The 15,978-nt window shown below is 67.2% G+C and carries 16 protein-coding genes; 1 reads left to right on the top strand and 15 read right to left on the bottom strand.

Features of this window, described 5'->3' with window-relative positions; translation table 11 throughout:
- Nucleotides 1–14 precede the first annotated feature (14 nt).
- Nucleotides 15–2,006: a PTS glucose transporter subunit IIABC gene (locus H7347_RS06485; RefSeq protein ID WP_152822460.1), complete on the top strand. Its 1,992-nt coding sequence runs from the start codon at nt 15–17 to the stop codon at nt 2,004–2,006.
- Here the strand turns inward: H7347_RS06485 and H7347_RS06480 are convergent.
- The 15 genes from H7347_RS06480 to atpD all read right to left on the bottom strand — a co-directional run bounded on the left by H7347_RS06480 (nt 1,963) and on the right by atpD (nt 15,977).
- Nucleotides 1,963–4,326 (bottom strand): bifunctional lysylphosphatidylglycerol flippase/synthetase MprF, encoded by a 2,364-nt coding sequence (locus H7347_RS06480; protein ID WP_186337328.1) that lies wholly within the window; start codon nt 4,324–4,326, stop codon nt 1,963–1,965. The genes H7347_RS06485 and H7347_RS06480 overlap by 44 nt on opposite strands.
- 50 nt (nt 4,327–4,376) lie before the next feature.
- The gene (locus H7347_RS06475) at nt 4,377–5,570 is read right to left on the bottom strand and encodes an alpha/beta hydrolase family protein (protein ID WP_227659042.1); all 1,194 of its coding nucleotides are present in this window, start codon (nt 5,568–5,570) and stop codon (nt 4,377–4,379) included.
- Nucleotides 5,571–5,631: 61 nt separating this feature from the next.
- Nucleotides 5,632–6,756: a cysteine desulfurase family protein gene (locus tag H7347_RS06470; protein ID WP_152822454.1), complete on the bottom strand. Its 1,125-nt coding sequence runs from the start codon at nt 6,754–6,756 to the stop codon at nt 5,632–5,634.
- Entirely contained in the window at nt 6,753–7,688 is a 936-nt protein-coding gene (locus H7347_RS06465) for an electron transfer flavoprotein subunit alpha/FixB family protein (RefSeq protein WP_152822451.1), read from the bottom strand. Before H7347_RS06465 ends, H7347_RS06470 begins: the two co-directional genes overlap by 4 nt.
- Nucleotides 7,689–7,718: 30 nt before the next feature.
- On the bottom strand, nt 7,719–8,507 hold the full coding sequence (locus H7347_RS06460) for an electron transfer flavoprotein subunit beta/FixA family protein (RefSeq protein ID WP_152822449.1): 789 nt from the start codon (nt 8,505–8,507) through the stop codon (nt 7,719–7,721).
- A 57-nt stretch (nt 8,508–8,564) separates the two neighbouring features.
- Nucleotides 8,565–9,704, bottom strand: a complete 1,140-nt coding sequence (locus H7347_RS06455) for an SAM-dependent methyltransferase (protein ID WP_152822446.1) — start codon at nt 9,702–9,704, stop codon at nt 8,565–8,567.
- A gap of 6 nt (nt 9,705–9,710) precedes the next feature.
- Nucleotides 9,711–10,478 (bottom strand): NUDIX domain-containing protein, encoded by a 768-nt coding sequence (locus tag H7347_RS06450; protein ID WP_152822443.1) that lies wholly within the window; start codon nt 10,476–10,478, stop codon nt 9,711–9,713.
- Nucleotides 10,479–10,499: 21 nt separating this feature from the next.
- A complete protein-coding gene (locus H7347_RS06445) occupies nt 10,500–11,333 on the bottom strand; it encodes an ABC transporter ATP-binding protein (RefSeq protein WP_152822440.1) in 834 nt (277 codons plus the stop codon).
- A gap of 58 nt (nt 11,334–11,391) precedes the next feature.
- Nucleotides 11,392–12,252 (bottom strand): tetratricopeptide repeat protein, encoded by an 861-nt coding sequence (locus H7347_RS06440; protein ID WP_370513928.1) that lies wholly within the window; start codon nt 12,250–12,252, stop codon nt 11,392–11,394.
- 2 nt (nt 12,253–12,254) lie between these two features.
- The gene (locus tag H7347_RS06435) at nt 12,255–12,563 is read right to left on the bottom strand and encodes a thiamine-binding protein (protein WP_152822437.1); all 309 of its coding nucleotides are present in this window, start codon (nt 12,561–12,563) and stop codon (nt 12,255–12,257) included.
- Nucleotides 12,564–12,593: 30 nt separating this feature from the next.
- On the bottom strand, nt 12,594–12,755 hold the full coding sequence (locus H7347_RS06430; RefSeq protein ID WP_186337327.1) for a hypothetical protein: 162 nt from the start codon (nt 12,753–12,755) through the stop codon (nt 12,594–12,596).
- A 95-nt stretch (nt 12,756–12,850) separates the two neighbouring features.
- Entirely contained in the window at nt 12,851–13,543 is a 693-nt protein-coding gene (gene nucS / locus H7347_RS06425; RefSeq protein WP_152822433.1) for an endonuclease NucS, read from the bottom strand.
- A 22-nt stretch (nt 13,544–13,565) separates the two neighbouring features.
- Complete coding sequence (locus H7347_RS06420; protein WP_186337326.1) at nt 13,566–14,030, bottom strand: DUF2550 domain-containing protein; 465 nt, start codon at nt 14,028–14,030, stop codon at nt 13,566–13,568.
- A 116-nt stretch (nt 14,031–14,146) separates the two neighbouring features.
- Nucleotides 14,147–14,518 carry a F0F1 ATP synthase subunit epsilon gene (locus tag H7347_RS06415; RefSeq protein WP_152822427.1) on the bottom strand — a complete coding sequence of 124 codons (372 nt, stop codon included), beginning with the start codon at nt 14,516–14,518 and terminating at the stop codon, nt 14,147–14,149.
- 7 nt (nt 14,519–14,525) lie between these two features.
- Nucleotides 14,526–15,977: a F0F1 ATP synthase subunit beta gene (atpD, locus tag H7347_RS06410; protein ID WP_152822424.1), complete on the bottom strand. Its 1,452-nt coding sequence runs from the start codon at nt 15,975–15,977 to the stop codon at nt 14,526–14,528.
- Nucleotide 15,978 lies beyond the last annotated feature (1 nt).

The raw sequence follows: 15,978 nt of genomic DNA, 5'->3' as shown, positions 1-15,978 counted from the left end.
TGAGGAGCTTCTCCATGCACACCCATGATCACTCGGGTCCGGCCTGTCTTCCGCCGCTGCTCGCACCCGTCTCCGGCACGATCATCCCCATGAGCGAGGTGCCCGATCCCGTCTTTGCCAGGGGAAACCTGGGCGAGGGGTTCGGCGTCATCGATACCCCCGGCGGGGTTGTTCTTTCTCCCGTCGGGGGCACCGTCACCATGATCGCCGCAACCAAGCACGCCCTGGGCATCCGCACCGAGGAGGGGTGGGACGTGCTGATTCACCTGGGCATCGACACGGTGGAATTGGGCGGCGCCCCCTTTACCGTGGAGGTGACCAAGGGCCAGAGCGTGCGCCCGGGGCAGGCCCTGGCCCGCATGGATGCCAAGGCCATCGCCGATGCGGGGAAATCCACCTGCACCATCGTGGCGGTCACGAACTCCGCCGCCGTGCTCTCCGGGCTGCGGGTGCGTGTGGTAAACGCGCGGGCCGGTGACGAGGCGGCCCGGGCGCTTACCGCCTCGCCGCCTGCCGCAAACGACGACGCCCCCGCGCCGCGAGGAACCGAGGAGCTGATAGCGGCGGTGGGCGGGGCGGAGAACATCCGCAGCGTCACGCACTGCATCACCCGGCTGCGCTTTTACCTGCGCGAGGAGTCCATTCCGCAGGACGATGCCGTGCGCGAGCTCGACGGGGTGATCGACGTGATCCGTGCCGGCGGCCAGTACCAAGTGGTGATAGGCCCGGGCGTCGAGGACGTCTACGCAGAGGTCATCGCGGCCCTGGGCGACGGGGCCGCCGGCGGCGAGGTCGCCGCGGACGCGGCGGAAAATCGCCCGCGGCCCACCAGCGCAATGGGGTGGCTGGGCCGCGGCTTTTCCTCCCTCATCGGCGTCATCACCGGCTCCATGATTCCTGTCATCGGCCTGCTGGCCGCCTCGGGCATCATCAAGGGAATCCTCTCCCTGCTGACCACCTTCGACGTGGTCACCACCGCCTCGGACACCTACCTTCTGATCAACGCACTCAGCGACGCCGTCTTCTTCTTCCTCCCCATCTTCGTGGGCTTTACCGCCGCCAAGCGGCTGGGGGCCGATCCCATCATCGTGGCCATCGTGGGCGGCGTGCTCACCTACCCGCAGATCGTGGAACTTTCCGGTGCGGAGGGTTCCCGCAACATCCTGGGGATGTCCCTCAACGCCGACTTCTTCGGTCTGCCCTATCATATGGCCAGCTATAGCTACAGCATCTTCCCGATCATCGTGGCCGCCTGGCTGGCCTCCGTGATCGAGCCCTGGTTAAAAAAGACGATCCCGGCCACCGTGCGCATGATCTTCCTGCCTCTGGTGGAGGTGGTGGTGGTTTCCCTGGCCATCCTACTGCTCCTGGGGCCCGCGGTCACCTTTCTGTCCACCGGGATCGCCAACGGCATCCAGGGGCTCTATCATCTTTCCCCCTCGCTCTCCGGGCTGCTCATCGGCGGTTTCTACCAAACGCTGGTGATCTTTGGCCTGCACTGGGCGGTGATCCCGCTGGTGGCCCAGGACATCGCGTTGACCGGGCAGTCCCCGCTCAACGCCATCATCTCCGCGACGATGGTAGCCCAGGGTGGGGCGGTGCTGGCGGTTTTTGTCAAGTCTCGCGTGCTCAAGATCAAGGAGCTCTCCGGTTCCGCCGCTATCGCGGCCTTCTGCGGGATCACGGAGCCGGCGATGTACGGCATCAATCTCAAATACGGCCGGATCTTCCTCATGGCCTCCATCGGGGGTGCCTGCGGCGGCCTGCTCACCGGCCTGCTCAAGGTGAACATGTGGGGCTTCACCGGCTCGCTCATCGGTTTTACCTCCTTCATCAACCCCGAGGGCCTAGACGTGAGCTTCTGGGGCTTCTGGATCGCCTCGGGCACGGCCGCCGCGGTGGCCTTCATCCTTACGTACCTTTTCGGCTTCCGCGACGCGGACGTGGACAACGGCCGCGAAGTCAAGAAGATTCGCCTCGGCCGCCGCGAGCCAGTGCAGCGCTGAGCCACACGCGCAGCAGGCGGGCGGCCTCGGCGGGTTTGAGCTGCGGCAGGTAGCACTGTGAGACCGCCAGCGCCACCTTGGGCAGGGCCAGCTCGTCGCGGCACACCACGTACCACGGCTGGTAATCCGGGTGAAACTTATCCTTCGAGGCCGCCAGCGAGCGGAACCCATAAAAGGGCTCCATTGAGGCCCCCACTCGATCGAGGGCCTGATCCACGAAACCCTCCGCCGGGGTGCTGCGCGCCAGGGGGGCACCGGAGAGCGAGATCCAGGCCAACCCCTCGGTTGCGGCGTCGAGAAGCGCCTGGGAGAGGAGAAATTCCATGGTGGACTTACAGCCTTGCGCATCGCGGCGCAGGAAATCCAGGGTCAGCCCCACGAGCGCACCGCGCTCGTAGACCGGCAACCAGCTGGTCACCCCGTGCAGCCGCCCGGAGGCGTCCTGGGCTATCAGCAACCGCGTGCCGGGGGCGGCGAGCTCGTGGAGCGTGCCCAGGGTGAAGCCCATCTCCGGCAAGGCCTTATCGGCCAGCCACTCCTCGGAGAGCTCCGTGATGCGCTGGCGCACCACCGCGCCCGCGTCTTCCCAGGTGGTCCACCGCGCGCGGATGCCTTCCTTGGCCGCCCGGTTGCGCGCGGTGCGAACGTTTTGGAATTTTTTTCCTCGAAACTCCACGTTGGCCGCCGACAGCACCGCCTCCTCCGCCACATGGATCCGGGGATCACCCGGGCGGGTATCGGCAAAACTCTCCCGCACGGAATACCAGGCCACCGTCCACCCCTGGCCCGCGGCAAAGGCCTCGAAGCCATCCGCCAGACCCGGATGCCCCACCGGTTCCCCCACGGTCACGGCGATGCCTCGACACACCCGGTAGGCCACGTAGCCGTGGGTTGTCCCGCACCGACCAAACCAATAGCGATTGCCCTCCCACAGCGTCATCGCCTGAAGATGATCCCCGTGAACGAGCATCTCGCGCGCCCGCTCCCTCTGCTGCGCGGCATCCTCGTCCGGCACGCTCATCAACAAGCGGTACAACGCAAGGGCGGCCACCAGCGCAAAGATAGCACCGAGCCAGGAGTACAAGGCCCACGCCGCGGGTTGGGTGGGCATCAGGTGCATCGGGAACAAGGGGGCTAAGGAGGAAGGAAGATACCGCAGCGGCCACTCCCGCAGGATCACCGGCCGGGGCACTCCCATGAGTAGAGCACCGCCGATCCACGCGACCGAGGTAGCTGCTAGCACACACAGAATTACCGAAAGGCAATGCCGGATGTTGCGCACAGCGATGGCGACCTGAAAGTGACGGCGGCTGGCCAGCAGCAGCACGATCCCCCCCAACCACGGCAGGGCCAGCGGCACGACGCGGCCACACAGCACCATCATCGACTGCCCGCGTCCGGCCACCGCCACCTGCGCGATGAGAGCCACGATCACCGTGGCCTGCGCACCCAAGGAGAGCCACCAGGCGGCACGGCGTCCCTTGAGCAACCCGGCGATGATCACCAGATTCAGCAGCACCGGCATGAGATTGGCCACCGAGGGCTCCACGCCGGCCTGCTGGGCCAAGGCCACCGCCTCGCGGCACTGAGGGGAGTCCACCTCCCCCTGACAGATCATCGCCGCCTCGTAGCCCCTGCGCACGGGAAGCCAGGTCAGCGTGCCCACGAAGGCCAGGGGGCTACCGGAACCCGGGTGCGCGCTGGCCACCAGGGGACCGAAAGAGATGGCCGCCAGGATGGTGCTCACCAACACCCGTACCTCGCGCACGGATCCGACGTACAGGCGCACCCGGCCATGCCGCGCCACACCGGCGGCGAATCCCACCACCGTGCTGATCAGGGCCACCAGGTCGGATACGCTTCCCGAGAAGAGCACCAGCGTGCTGGCCAGCGCCAGCAGCCACACCGCTATCCGACGCCGCCACAGCAGCGGCATGGCCGTGCTCGCATAGGCCGCCGTACCGAAGATCCAGGACACCGGAGAGAGCAGGGAGGCATGGAGGAGATCGCTGCCCCAGCGATGAAAACCCGTCTTCGCGACCAGGCGCACCGCCAGCAGGCCTAGCGCGGTGGAACACAGGTGGGCGCTCACCGCCACCGCCACCGTGCGCGCCGTGCCCAGGGTGCGCTCGGCGGGAATCACCAGCCCCACCACGGCGAGCGAGGCGAAAACAAGCCCCACCTGCGAACCGGAGGTTATCCCGGCGCTCAGGAGATGCCAATGCCGGGAATCATGGGACATGCCCAGAGCCAAGACGCCGTGGGGAACCACCCAGTGGCACAACCACATCGCCGCCAGGGTGGTGAGGGAAAAGAGCATGTGCCGCACGGCGGGTATACGCGCAAGAAAAGTCCTGGGTGATGCCATGATTATTTTTCCCGCACCGCCCACGCAAAGGTCTCGGCCAGGGCCACCCGCCAGGCCTCGAAGGAATGACCTCCCGGCACCGTGGACATGCGGGTGTCCATCCCGGCCGCGCGGGCCAAGTCGTTAAGGTGGGTCAGGGCCGCCACGGATTCCTTATCCCGCTCCCCCGCCACAAAACGCCCTCGGGTGTGCGGGTAGGCCCGGTTGGCCAGCAAGTCGGCGGGGTTATGGGCAGCGAAAACCGATTCTTGCCCACCGAAAAAGCGCGCCACGGTCTCCTCGTGATCCCCCAGCGTCGGCTCGGCCTGCCCGGAGAAGTCAAGGAACGTGCCATAAGCCTCCGGGCGGGCGGTGGCCACCTGCAGAGCGCAGGTACCCCCATAGCTCAGCCCGCCGATCACCCACCGCGATTGGTCTTCGGAGGCACGAAACAAGCTCCGAAGACCGGAGGGAACGTCCTGCGTGAGGTACGTCATCACCTTGTGTTCCGGCCCATCCACGCACAACGGATTGCCGGTGAAGGATCCGGTGGCATCCACGCTTACCACGATCGGCGCCGCGCCCGCGTGGGATCGCTGATAGGCGTCGGCGGTCTCGGCCGCCTCCCCTGGTCCAAACCACTGCTCCGGGCTGCCGGGGTTGCCGGCCATGAGCACCATCACCGGCAGCCGCTGCCCGTGCCAATACGCCGGAGGCACGTAGGCCACGGCGGGCCGGGGCTGAAAACCCGAGCCCGGGAGATCGACGGTCACCAGCGCACCCACCTCGCGGCCGTCGAGGAGCGGAGGGTGAGTCATGGATCGAAACTGCGCATAACCCATCGGCACCGCCACCTGCGGGGGATCGAAGGACCGCACCGTGGGGTACTCCTGGAACACCAAGTTGAGCGTCCCCAGGGTGGCGACAGTGGTAAGCACCACAGAGATGATAACCGCTCGGCGACGCTGTCTCAGGCACATCAGACTAAAAATGATCCCCGAACCCGCCGCGTAGGCTCGCCAATCCACCCGATCCGGGAAGGGACGCCACCCGACCTCCAGCAGCCACCACAACGCCACCGTAAGAACAAGCGCCCACCCCGCCGCGCGCCATCGATGCCCGCCCCAGGCGGCTAGGACCACGCCGCCCAGCCAGCCGGCGGCGATGAGCGCCTGGGCTGACTCCCCCGTCAGGGAAAAAGACCACAACCAATCCATAACCGTTTGTTCTACTCCCGGTTACTGCCACCAAGCTGAGTCTTTCCCGCATACTTCCCGGCTAAGCCATGCCCGCCAGCCGGGCGCGGCGCACCACCTCCGGGAGGTGTGCCACCAGATAGTCCACGTCCGCCTCGGTGGTGGTCGCCCCCAGGCTCAACCGGATGGTACCGCGCGCCTGCGCCTCCGGTACGCCCATCGCCAGCAGCACCTCCGAGGCCCGGTTCACCCCGCTGTGACAGGCCGAACCCGTGGCGGCCTCGATGCCTAAGGAATCGAGCAGCATGATGAGGCTATCGCCTTCCGCCCCGGAGAACGAGAGACTAAGATGCCCCGGCAACGCCGGCTCCACCGTGTTGATCCGCACCTCGTCGATCCGGTGAAGCACGCGGCGGGCAAGATCATCGCGCAATCGGCGCAGCCGAGCGTCCTCGGCCTCCCTCTCCGCCAGGGCCAGGCGCAGCGCCACCGCCGTGGCCGCCACCCCGGCCACGTCCTGGGTGCCGGGGCGCAGGCCGCGCTCCTGACCGCCGCCAAAGAGCACGGGGTGGAGGGCCGGAGAGCGCCGAACCACCAAAAGCCCCACTCCCCGCGGCCCGCCGAACTTGTGGGCGCTACCGGCCAGGGTAGTCGCCCCCAGGGAGCGAAAGTTCACGGCGCAGCGCCCGAGGGCCTGCACGGCGTCGATGTGCACCGGTGTGCCCGCCGCCTGGGCGCGCGCGATCAACGGGATCACCGGCTGGAGGGCACCCGTCTCGTTATTGGCGTACATGCAACTCACCAGCGCAGCCGGGGCTTCCAGCGCGGCGAGATCGCACACGTGCCCGCCGCCGTCCACGGGCAACCACTCCACCAGCGCACCCCGGCGGCCCAGGTGAAAGAGCACCTCACGCACGGCAGGGTGCTCCACCGGGCTGCTCACCACGCGATCCAGGGCGCTGGCCTCGTACAGGCCCTGCACGGCTAGGTTATCGGCCTCCGTGCCCGACCCGGTGAAGATGACCTCCACGGGGTCGGCACCCAGCAGATGCGCGATCTCCTCGCGCGCCTCATCGAGGACGCTGCGTGCCGCGCGGCCAGAGGCATACTGCCCGCCGGGATTGAGCGCGGTGGCATGGCGCAGCCACTCCTCGCGCGCCTCGGGGCGCATGGGGGCGGTGGCAGCATGGTCAAAGTAGTGGCTCATCGACGCTTGGCGATCTCCTCGAGGAGCTGGGGCACCACCTCGAAGAGGTCGCCCACCACGCCCAGGTCCGCAACCTGGAAGATCGGCGCATCCTCGTCGTTATTGATCACCACGATCTTCTTGGCCGTCTGCATCCCCGACAGGTGCTGAATAGCACCGGAAACACCCAGGCCGATGTAGAGATCGGGAGCCACGGTCACCCCGGTCTGCCCGATCTGGTACTGGGCGTCGTAATGGCCCAGATCCACCGCATCCCGGGTGGCTCCCACCGCCCCACCCAGGGCATCGGCCAGGCGCTCGACGATGTCCGGGAACTGATCGCCCACGCCACGCCCACCGGCCACCACGACCGTGGCCTGCGTGAGCTCCGGGCGCTCCCCGCGTTGCGCCGGCTGGAAGGACGCCACCTCCACATCCGTGGCACCGGCGGGCAGTTCCGGCAGCTCGGTCACCTCGCCCGGCGCGGCCTGCGGCACGGCCGAGACGGCACCCGGGCGCAGCGTGTAGACCGGGCTAGTGCCCCCCACCGCGGCGCTGATCTGAACGGCATCGCCGAAAATGGACTGCTGCGCGGTGCCGTCGGCGTTGATGCCCACCACGTCGCGCAGGAAACCGGAAGCAAGGCGGGCCGCGAGCCGCCCGCCGATCTCGTTGCCGGCCGGGTTGGCCGCCACCACGATGGGTGCGGGTTCGACGGCCGCCAACGATTGCACCGCGTCTACTTCCGCCAGCAGCAAGCGCTGAGGTGCCGGGGGCGCCACGGCCACCGCGTGCGCGCCCAGCGCGGCCAGCTGCGGGACGAGAGCCTCGCGGTCGCCGCCCACCAGCACGGCGGTGACCTGACCAAACACCCGGGCAGCCGTCAGCAGTTCGCCGGTGATGGGATCCAAGGTCGCGCCATCGTGCTCGACCAAAACATAAGCATTCGTCATGATAGTGATCTCCTTAAAGAAAAGGTCGAGTTAGAGCAGGTTCTCATCGGCCAGGAACTGTGCTACCTCGGCCGCGGCCTCCTCGCCGCGCACCGTGCGCCCCGCCGCCCGCGGCGGGCGCTGGGTCGCCCCGGTAACCGCGGTGGCAGCGTGCGCCAAGCCCACCTGCTCCGGGGCGACCCCGATGGCGGCCAGGTCCAGGGTGGTGATCTGGTGTTTCTTCGCCGCCATGATGCCCTTGAAGTTGGCAAAGCGCGGCTTGTCCGCCTTATCCGTTATCGAAACCACGGCGGGAAGCCCGGCGCGCAATTCCCAGGTTCCTCGGTGATCCTCGCGCACACCCACCACCGCGTTGTCCTCCAGGTGTACCTCGCGCAGATAGGTGAGGGCCGGAACCTGGCGGTATTCCGCCACGATCCCCGGCAACGCGCCGCTGGCTCCGTCGGAGGAGGAATCGCCGGCCACCACCAGCGCCACGTCCTCGATGGTGTTCAGGGCATTGGTCAAAGCCCAGGTGGTGCCCAGAACATCCGAACCGGCCAGCGCCGGGTCCACCACGTGCACCGCATCGTCGGCCCCCATGGCGATGGCCTTGCGCAGCGCCGCGTCGGCGGATTCCGGCCCCACGCCCAGCGCGATCACCCGGTACCCGGACTCCGGATGGGCCTCGCGCAGGCGCAGCGCCTGTTCCACGGCATATTCGTTAATCTCATCAATAACGGTATCCGCTTGGACGCGATCGATGGTGTAATCCGGTTCCAGGGTCTTTTCCGACCAGGTATCCGGCACGCTCTTTACCAGCACCACGATGGCGGGCATCGCAATCCCCTCTCTTCCTTGCCTGACTTGTTCACTGGATGGCTGCTGCCAGTGTAGTCAAGCCTCACTTATCCGGGGTCCGCAAAGCAAGGCCACGGCCTGTCGACCGATCCGGGTACACACCACCGCCATCGAGGCCGTGCCCTTGAGCTTCCACTGCTTTCGCAGCACGTCCGGGTCTATATCCAGGCCTCGAACCAGGATCTCCACCGCGCCCGCGTCGTGTTTTTTCAGGGCCGCGCGCGCTCTTTTAAGCGGCACCATTTCCCTGAACATAAATCCGCTGCGGCCCGCCGGCAGGCGATCGCCGGTGAGATAGGCGATGCGCTCGTCGAGCATCCACAGCCCTTCGCGAACCGCGTAGTGTCGGACTAATCCGGCGCGCACCACCGCCCCGTCCGGATCGAGGATATAGCGTCCGGGGGCATCCGCAGAGACGGCATCCGGCAGCAGGTCATCCAGCCGATCTGTCCCCCACGGCCCCACCATCACCGCCTCGCGCCGGGTCCCCTCCGCCAGTCCGGGGCTGTACAGACAGGCTTCTTTGACCGCCCCGGCCACGCTCACCACGCTGGCCAAACCCGGCCACGCGGAGTAGTCAATGCCCGGCGCGCACTTTACCGCCAGGTGCCGCCCCCGATAAGCATCGATCAGGCTCGGCAGGGGCGGCAGCAGCCGGGCGGGGTCGCTGATCCGGCGTCCCCCCGCCCGCCGCGCCGGATCGGCGACGATGACCTCCGCGCTGCTGGCGGGACACAGGGCATCGGCACGCGCGATGAGGGTTCCGGGCAGATTATGGGCGGCCATACGCGCCCGGGCCGCGTCCACGTCGGAGCCCAGGTAGGTGAGGCCCTCGCGCTGAAAGGCGGGGGCCTCCGTGCCGATGGAGCAGGTGACGTCGTGCACTACCGAGCCGTGACGCGCTATACGACGCGCCCGTTGCATCGCCACGGGGGCGGGCGTGGCCTGCTGGGCCGCGTCGTGATCCGCCAACCAGGAACCGGGAAACTTTCCGACCCCGGCGCGCCGAGCCTGGATGAGTTCTAAGGCGCCGCGCCCGCGATCGCCCAACAGCTCGCGGGCGCGGCGGGCATCGGTGAGCGCCGTGGCCTTGGTCAGGCCCACCTGGGCGGAAAGAGCGTCGATCTGCTCACGGTGGCCGTGCAGGAACTCCACGTCGGAAAGGGAAAAAGACATCGGTGTTTAGATTCGCTCGTGAAAGGGGGTGGCATAAAACTCGTGATACTGGGGATCGTGCCGGGGCGCACCCACCACAGGGGTCATGTCCGAGGCCTCCGCCTCCGCCACCGCCTCGGCCACGGTGGCGCACCGAGACAGCCTGGTCAGCTGCGCCCAGGTGGGAATCACCAACCGCACCAGGCCGTGGCGCCACCCCTCAAGAAGCAAGCGGGGGGCAAACCACCCCGCAGAGTCCGCCTCGGAGGAGGCACCGTCGGGCTCCTGGCCCACCGGGTGCACCGCGAGAAAAGAATAAGTATCAAAGACCCTCCCTTTCTCCGAGGTGCCCACCCAGTGCGCCCAGGGGCGCAGCAGATCCGCGTGAACACGCAGATCGTTGGCGGCAAGCATCTCCGTCAGCGACAACCGGTGCGACTCTAGGGCCAGGCGCTCAGCATGATAGGGTGCGGCATCCCCCACCGTGGCTCCGTTGCGGTGAACCGCCAGGAGGGTGCCGGTCTCCTCGAAGAGCTCGCGCACGGCGGCGAAAACGAGCCCGCGCGCGGTGTGAGTATCTGTGCCCAGAACCCGCGCGGTATTCTCCACCGAACCCCCGGACCAGGCCCGGCTCACCTCGCCTCGATCTCGCGCATCCACCCGGCCGCCGGGAAAAACCGTCATCCCCGGATAGTCCGGCATGGTGGACACCCGCTCCTGCATCCACACCTCCAGGCCCTGGGTGCCGTCGCGGACCAGGAGCACCGTGGCGGACAGCAGCGCCGGTTCATCCATGCTCGCCTCTTTCGCGCTTGCTCAGGCGTGACGGTGAGTACCACCCCGACGCGTCCTGCGCGCAAAGTACCGGCCGTCTGCCTCCGTGAGCTCGATGGGCTGATGGAAGGCCCGCGTGAGATTCTCGCTGGTGAGCACCTCCTCGATGGGGCCTTGGGACACCACCGCGCCCTCGTCGAGGAGCATGGCGTGGGTAAAGCCCCGGGGGATCTCCTCGACGTGGTGGGTAATCATCACCGTGGCCGGGGAAGCGGGATCCTCGGCCAGGTCGCTGAGATACGCCACCAGGTCCTCGCGCCCGCCCAGATCCATGGCGGCGGTGGGCTCGTCCAGGATGAGGATCTCCGGGTCAATCATCAGCGCGCGGGCCAGGAGTACCCTCTTGCGCTCCCCTTCGGACAGGGTGCCCCAGCGACGCTCGGTGAGGTGCATGGCTCCCACCTGTTCCAGGATCTCGTGGGCCCGGTCGAAGTCCTGGTCCTCGTAGCGCTCGCGCCAGCGGCCCAGCACCGCGTAGCCGGCCGAGACCACCAGGTCACCCACCCGCTCCTCCGTCGGGATGCGGTGGGCCAGCGCCGAGGAGGAGATACCGATGGCGGCGCGTAGATCGCGCAGATCCGTGCGCCCCAGCCGCTCCCCCAGGATCTCGACGCGCCCTCGGGAGGGGTATCCCCCGGCGGAGGCGATAGTGACCAGTGTGGTCTTTCCCGCGCCGTTGGGGCCCACGATCACCCAGCGCTCGCCCGGGGCCACGCGCCAGGTCACCGGGCCGAGAATGGTCGTGCCGCCCCGGATCACCGATACGTCCCGGAAATCAATCAACAAGTCCTGGAGTTGCGTAGTCACGCCCACCATTTTGGCATAAGTTGTCTCACGGGCGGGGCCGGGTTTGGTTGCCCCCGCACCCCGTCTCCTAGAACAGGGCGCTGGCCAGGCGAGTCCGCGCCGCAGTGACGACGGGATCGGCAGGATCGCACAGGCGGAGAAGCTCCAGCAGGCGCTTCCTGCCCCGCTCTTTGTCCCCCGTGCTCACCAGCCCCAGGACGAGGTCAAAGGCCTCCCCCAGCCGCCCCGCCCAGGCGTGCTCGTCGGCCAGGGCCACAGTAGCCTCGTCGCCCTCCGAGGTCTCCCAAGCAGCGCGGTTGGCGGCCAACCTGCGGAAAAGAGCCAAGTAGGCGGCGGCTCGATCATTCTGTTCCTCCTGCGCAAGCCGTTCGAAGATCTCGCCTGCCTGCGCGTCGTGGCCCCGGGCCGCAAGATCCACGGCGACCTCGAACTCGGTGTGTTCATCGGACGCCTCCGGCGCGTCGTCGCCGCCTCCCTCGGCCAACCCGGTCAACTGCCCTCCCACCTGGGTCACCAGGGCGTCCGTCCATTGTTGGAGGGCTTGGCGGGGCTGCCCGCCTTCAAAGGAGGTCACCGGACGCCCGGCGGCCACGGCCACCACCGTGGGCAGCACCTGCACGCCAAAGACCTGTGCCACCTCCGGGGCGCGATCAGCGTCCACGTATCCGACGAGGAAGGCCCGCCGCGATTCCTCGGCCAGGGCCGCCAGATCCGCCTTGAGGTCTTCGGATTCGGGGCTGCGTCCGGTGCCCACCAGCACCACCACCGGCACCTGGGTGGAGCGCTGCAGCACCGCCTCCTCCAGGTTCGCGGCGGTAACCTCGGTGAGCGCCGGTATCCCCGCGCCGGAGGCCTCCTTCGCCTGGGCCGCTTCCTTGACCCTCCCGAGATCCACCGCACCGTACATAAACCTATCCGGGGCCGTCACGACTATTCCTCTCCCTTCAAACGTTTCTCCACCGATTCCACCTTGCCGCGCAATTGATTGCTGTGCCCAGGGAGAATATCCGCTTTGAGCACGAGGGACACCCTGGGCGAGGCGGCTAGGACGGCCTCGGAGGCCTCCTTGATCACCGCCATGACCTCGTCCCACTCCCCCTCGATCAGCGTGAACATGGCGTTGGTTTCATTGGGAAGGCCCGAGGCCCGCACCACGGCGACCGCCCGCGCCACCGCATCGGCCATCTCCGCGTCTCGTCCGGGGGTCTGCGTCGGCGCCACAGAAAAGGCTACGACCATGCGGCCCACTGTACTAGGGTCGCAGCCGCCCTAGCGCCACCGCTCGAAGCAAAAGCGATGCCAGTGACGGCGTTCCTGCGGCCCGCCGTCCTTCGGCCAGGCCACCACGTGGGCCATGCGCGCCGGAATCACCTGGTGGCATCCCGGACAGCGATACTCCTTGAGGGCGCGCTCCGCCGTGATCGGGCGCATCAGGTACCCCTCGACGCGCGCGGTTTCCCAGACCGCACCCAAGGGGCGGTGCGGGTTTCGGCGCGCCGAGACCCGCCGGGAAGAACGCCGCGCCATCAGAAAAGCCGTAGCTCGTCGCTCTCGATCCCACGCAGCTCCTGGTAATCCAGCACCACGCAACGAATACCCCGGTCCTCCGCCAGGGTGCGCGCCTGCGGCTTGATCTCTTGAGCCGCAAAGACTCCGCTCACGGGGGCCAGGAGGGAATCGCGGTTGAGCAGATCCAGATATCGGCTAAGCTGCTCCACTCCGTCGATCCCGCCGCGGCGCTTGATCTCCACCGCGACGGTGGCCTGCTGGGCATCGCGGCATAAAATGTCCACCGGGCCGATGGCCGTGGGGTATTCCCGACGAATGAGGCTATAGCCCTCGCCCAGCGTATCGATGTGCTCCGCCAGGAGTTCCTGCAGATGAGCCTCGACCCCGTCCTTGACCAGGCCGGGATCCTCGCCCAGGTCGAAGGAGGCCTCGTGATGGATCTTCTCGATGGTAATCCGCAGCTGCTCGCCCTTGGAGTTCTCCACGACCCACAGGCGCGCGCCGGTCTCCTCCCCGTCCTCACCCTGAATGGGCATATCGCTTAAGGTGCACGGCGGGGTCATCCAGTTCAGCGGCTTGTAGGCGCGATCGTCGGCATGGACGCTCACCGATCCGTCCGCCTTCACCAACAGAAGCCGATCCGCCAGGGGCAGGTGAGCCTCCAGGCGGCCCACGTAGTCCACCGAGCACTGGGCGATCACTAAACGCATGGGTTTAGCCTATCGAAGCGAGCTAGCGACGCCGCGGATGGGTGATGCGGCTCTTGAGCACCCGGTAATTGGGGCGCTCCTGGCGCGCATCCGGAGCCGACTCCAACCAGGCCCGCAGCGCCATCTCCGCGCGCGCGTCCACCGCTATCTCCCAGGTTTCCTTACCGTGTTCGACCACCACGACCCTGGCGGCCTCGGTCATAAAAGAAGCCTCGCGCGCGCTGAGATCGCGGTGCGAGGCAAGAACGAGGGCTTGACGATCGAAGATGACGTCGGCCACGGGGGCCAGAGAACGCAGCTTGTAATAACGCAGCTCCTCCCCGGCGTAGCGCAACAGACCGTGACGCCAACCATGGGTCCCCGAGGCCGGCAGCAAGCGCAGAACCACCGTGGTGCCGCGGGAACGCAGGGCGAAGAAGCGCCAGGCCGCCAGCGCCGCGAAGCCAGCGGCCATCGCTACAACCAACCACACGGCGACGACACCCACGGCGGCACCCACCTCTTTTTCGCCCGCTATCCGGCCACAATATTGAGGAAAATTGTACATAAAAGCCCTCCCCCGGGCGAACCCACGGGGAGGGCCTGTATGGACAAGAGAGCAGGCTATGCCTGCGCGAGACGACGCTGCGCCTTCAGTGCGGCCTCGGCGCGGCTTCGCGTCAGATCGTCCTGCGAGGCCAGGTCGGCTTCGGCGGCGGCCACGTCCACGTCGGTGGCCCAGACGGCGTAGTCGGCCAGGATGATGACCTTCTGCGCCGACACGGACAAGAACCCACCCTGGACGGCCGCCACCAGGCGGTCTCCCTCCACGGGACGAATGGTGACCACGCCGTTTTCGACCAACTGGCCAAGCATCGGCTCGTGACCGGGGAGCACGCCGATCTCACCCTCGGTGGTCTCGGCGGTGACGGTGGTGGCCTCGCCGTGCCACAGCTTCTCCTCCACGGAGACCAATTCTACGGTGATGGCAGCCATGACTCTCCTACTTCTCGGTCAGCTTCTTGTAGGCGGCCTCGACGTCGTCCAGCCCGCCAAGGTTGCTGAAGGCCTGCTCCGGGTAGGCGTCAAACTCACCGTTGCAGATGCGCTCGAAGGCGTCGATCGTCTCGGTCAGCGGGACGTAGGAACCCGGATCGCCGGTGAACTTCTGGGCCACGAAGAAGTTCTGGCCCAGGAAGCGCTGGATGCGACGAGCACGCTGCACCGTGATCTTGTCTTCCTCGGACAGCTCGTCCATACCGAGGATGGCGATGATGTCCTGCAGCTCCTTGTTCTTCTGCAGGATGTTGATCACGCGCTGGGCTACCTCGTAGTGGCGCTCGCCCACGATGCTGGGCTCCAGGATGCGAGAGGTGGAGGTCAGCGGGTTCACGGCCGGGTAAATACCCTTGGAGGCGATCGAGCGATCGAGCTCCGTGGTGGCGTCCAAGTGGGCGAAGGTCGTGGCCGGGGCGGGGTCGGTGTAGTCATCCGCGGGCACATACACGGCCTGCAGCGAGGTAATCGACTTGCCCTTGGTGGAGGTGATGCGCTCCTGGAGCACACCCATCTCATCGGCCAGGGTGGGCTGATAACCCACGGCGGAGGGCATGCGACCCAGCAGCGTGGACACCTCGGAACCAGCCTGGGTGAAACGGAAGATGTTGTCGATGAAGAGCAGCACGTCCTGGTGCTGCACGTCACGGAAGTACTCCGCCATGGTCAGGCCGGACAGCGCCACGCGCATACGCACTCCCGGCGGCTCATCCATCTGCCCGAACACCAGGGCGGTATCCTGCAGCACCCCCATCTCCTCCATCTCCAGGAAGAGGTCGGTGCCCTCACGCGTGCGCTCGCCCACGCCGGCGAACACCGAGGTACCGGAGAATTCGCGGGCGATACGGGTAATCATCTCCTGGATGAGCACCGTCTTGCCCACGCCGGCGCCGCCGAAGAGGCCGATCTTGCCGCCCTTGACGTACGGGGTGAGGAGGTCGATGACCTTGATGCCGGTCTCCAGGATCTCGGTCTTGCCCTCCAGCTGATCGAAGGGCGGCGGATCGCGGTGAATGCCCCAGCGCTCTACCTCGGCGTCGTTGTTGATCTCCGGCGCATCCAGGCAATCGCCCAGGGCGTTAAAGACGTGGCCCTTGACCACGTCGCCCACCGGCACGGAAATGGGGGCACCGCTGTCCTTGACTTCGGCACCGCGAATCAGGCCGTCGGTGGGAGCCATGGAAATGGTGCGCACGAGGTTATCGCCCAGGTGCTGAGCGACCTCAAGGGTAATGGTCTTGGCAACCGCTTCGAGGGTCACCTCCACCGTCAGCGCGTTGTACAGCGCCGGGAGTTCGCCGCGCGGAAACTCCACGTCGACGACAGCACCGATGACGCGCACAACACGGCCGGCGGTGGTCGCCTGCTGTGCATTGTGCTCACTGAGAGCTGTACTCATA

Origin of the sequence: Corynebacterium sp. zg-331 (assembly GCF_014267345.1) — a bacterium.
GTDB lineage: Bacteria > Actinomycetota > Actinomycetes > Mycobacteriales > Mycobacteriaceae > Corynebacterium.
The sequence above is the reverse complement of the archived record's forward strand: the minus strand, read 5'-3'. Positions and strand labels throughout refer to the sequence as shown.

Coding starts and splice junctions, on each gene's coding strand:
- H7347_RS06485 (WP_152822460.1), top strand. CDS start 15: ATGCACACCCATGATCACTCGGGTCCGGCCTGTCTTCCGCCGCTGCTC.
- H7347_RS06480 (WP_186337328.1), bottom strand. CDS start 4,326: ATGCTCTTTTCCCTCACCACCCTGGCGGCGATGTGGTTGTGCCACTGG.
- H7347_RS06475 (WP_227659042.1), bottom strand. CDS start 5,570: ATGGATTGGTTGTGGTCTTTTTCCCTGACGGGGGAGTCAGCCCAGGCG.
- H7347_RS06470 (WP_152822454.1), bottom strand. CDS start 6,756: ATGAGCCACTACTTTGACCATGCTGCCACCGCCCCCATGCGCCCCGAG.
- H7347_RS06465 (WP_152822451.1), bottom strand. CDS start 7,688: ATGACGAATGCTTATGTTTTGGTCGAGCACGATGGCGCGACCTTGGAT.
- H7347_RS06460 (WP_152822449.1), bottom strand. CDS start 8,507: ATGCCCGCCATCGTGGTGCTGGTAAAGAGCGTGCCGGATACCTGGTCG.
- H7347_RS06455 (WP_152822446.1), bottom strand. CDS start 9,704: ATGTCTTTTTCCCTTTCCGACGTGGAGTTCCTGCACGGCCACCGTGAG.
- H7347_RS06450 (WP_152822443.1), bottom strand. CDS start 10,478: ATGGATGAACCGGCGCTGCTGTCCGCCACGGTGCTCCTGGTCCGCGAC.
- H7347_RS06445 (WP_152822440.1), bottom strand. CDS start 11,333: ATGGTGGGCGTGACTACGCAACTCCAGGACTTGTTGATTGATTTCCGG.
- H7347_RS06435 (WP_152822437.1), bottom strand. CDS start 12,563: ATGGTCGTAGCCTTTTCTGTGGCGCCGACGCAGACCCCCGGACGAGAC.
- H7347_RS06430 (WP_186337327.1), bottom strand. CDS start 12,755: ATGCGCCCGATCACGGCGGAGCGCGCCCTCAAGGAGTATCGCTGTCCG.
- nucS (WP_152822433.1), bottom strand. CDS start 13,543: ATGCGTTTAGTGATCGCCCAGTGCTCGGTGGACTACGTGGGCCGCCTG.
- H7347_RS06415 (WP_152822427.1), bottom strand. CDS start 14,518: ATGGCTGCCATCACCGTAGAATTGGTCTCCGTGGAGGAGAAGCTGTGG.
- atpD (WP_152822424.1), bottom strand. CDS start 15,977: ATGAGTACAGCTCTCAGTGAGCACAATGCACAGCAGGCGACCACCGCC.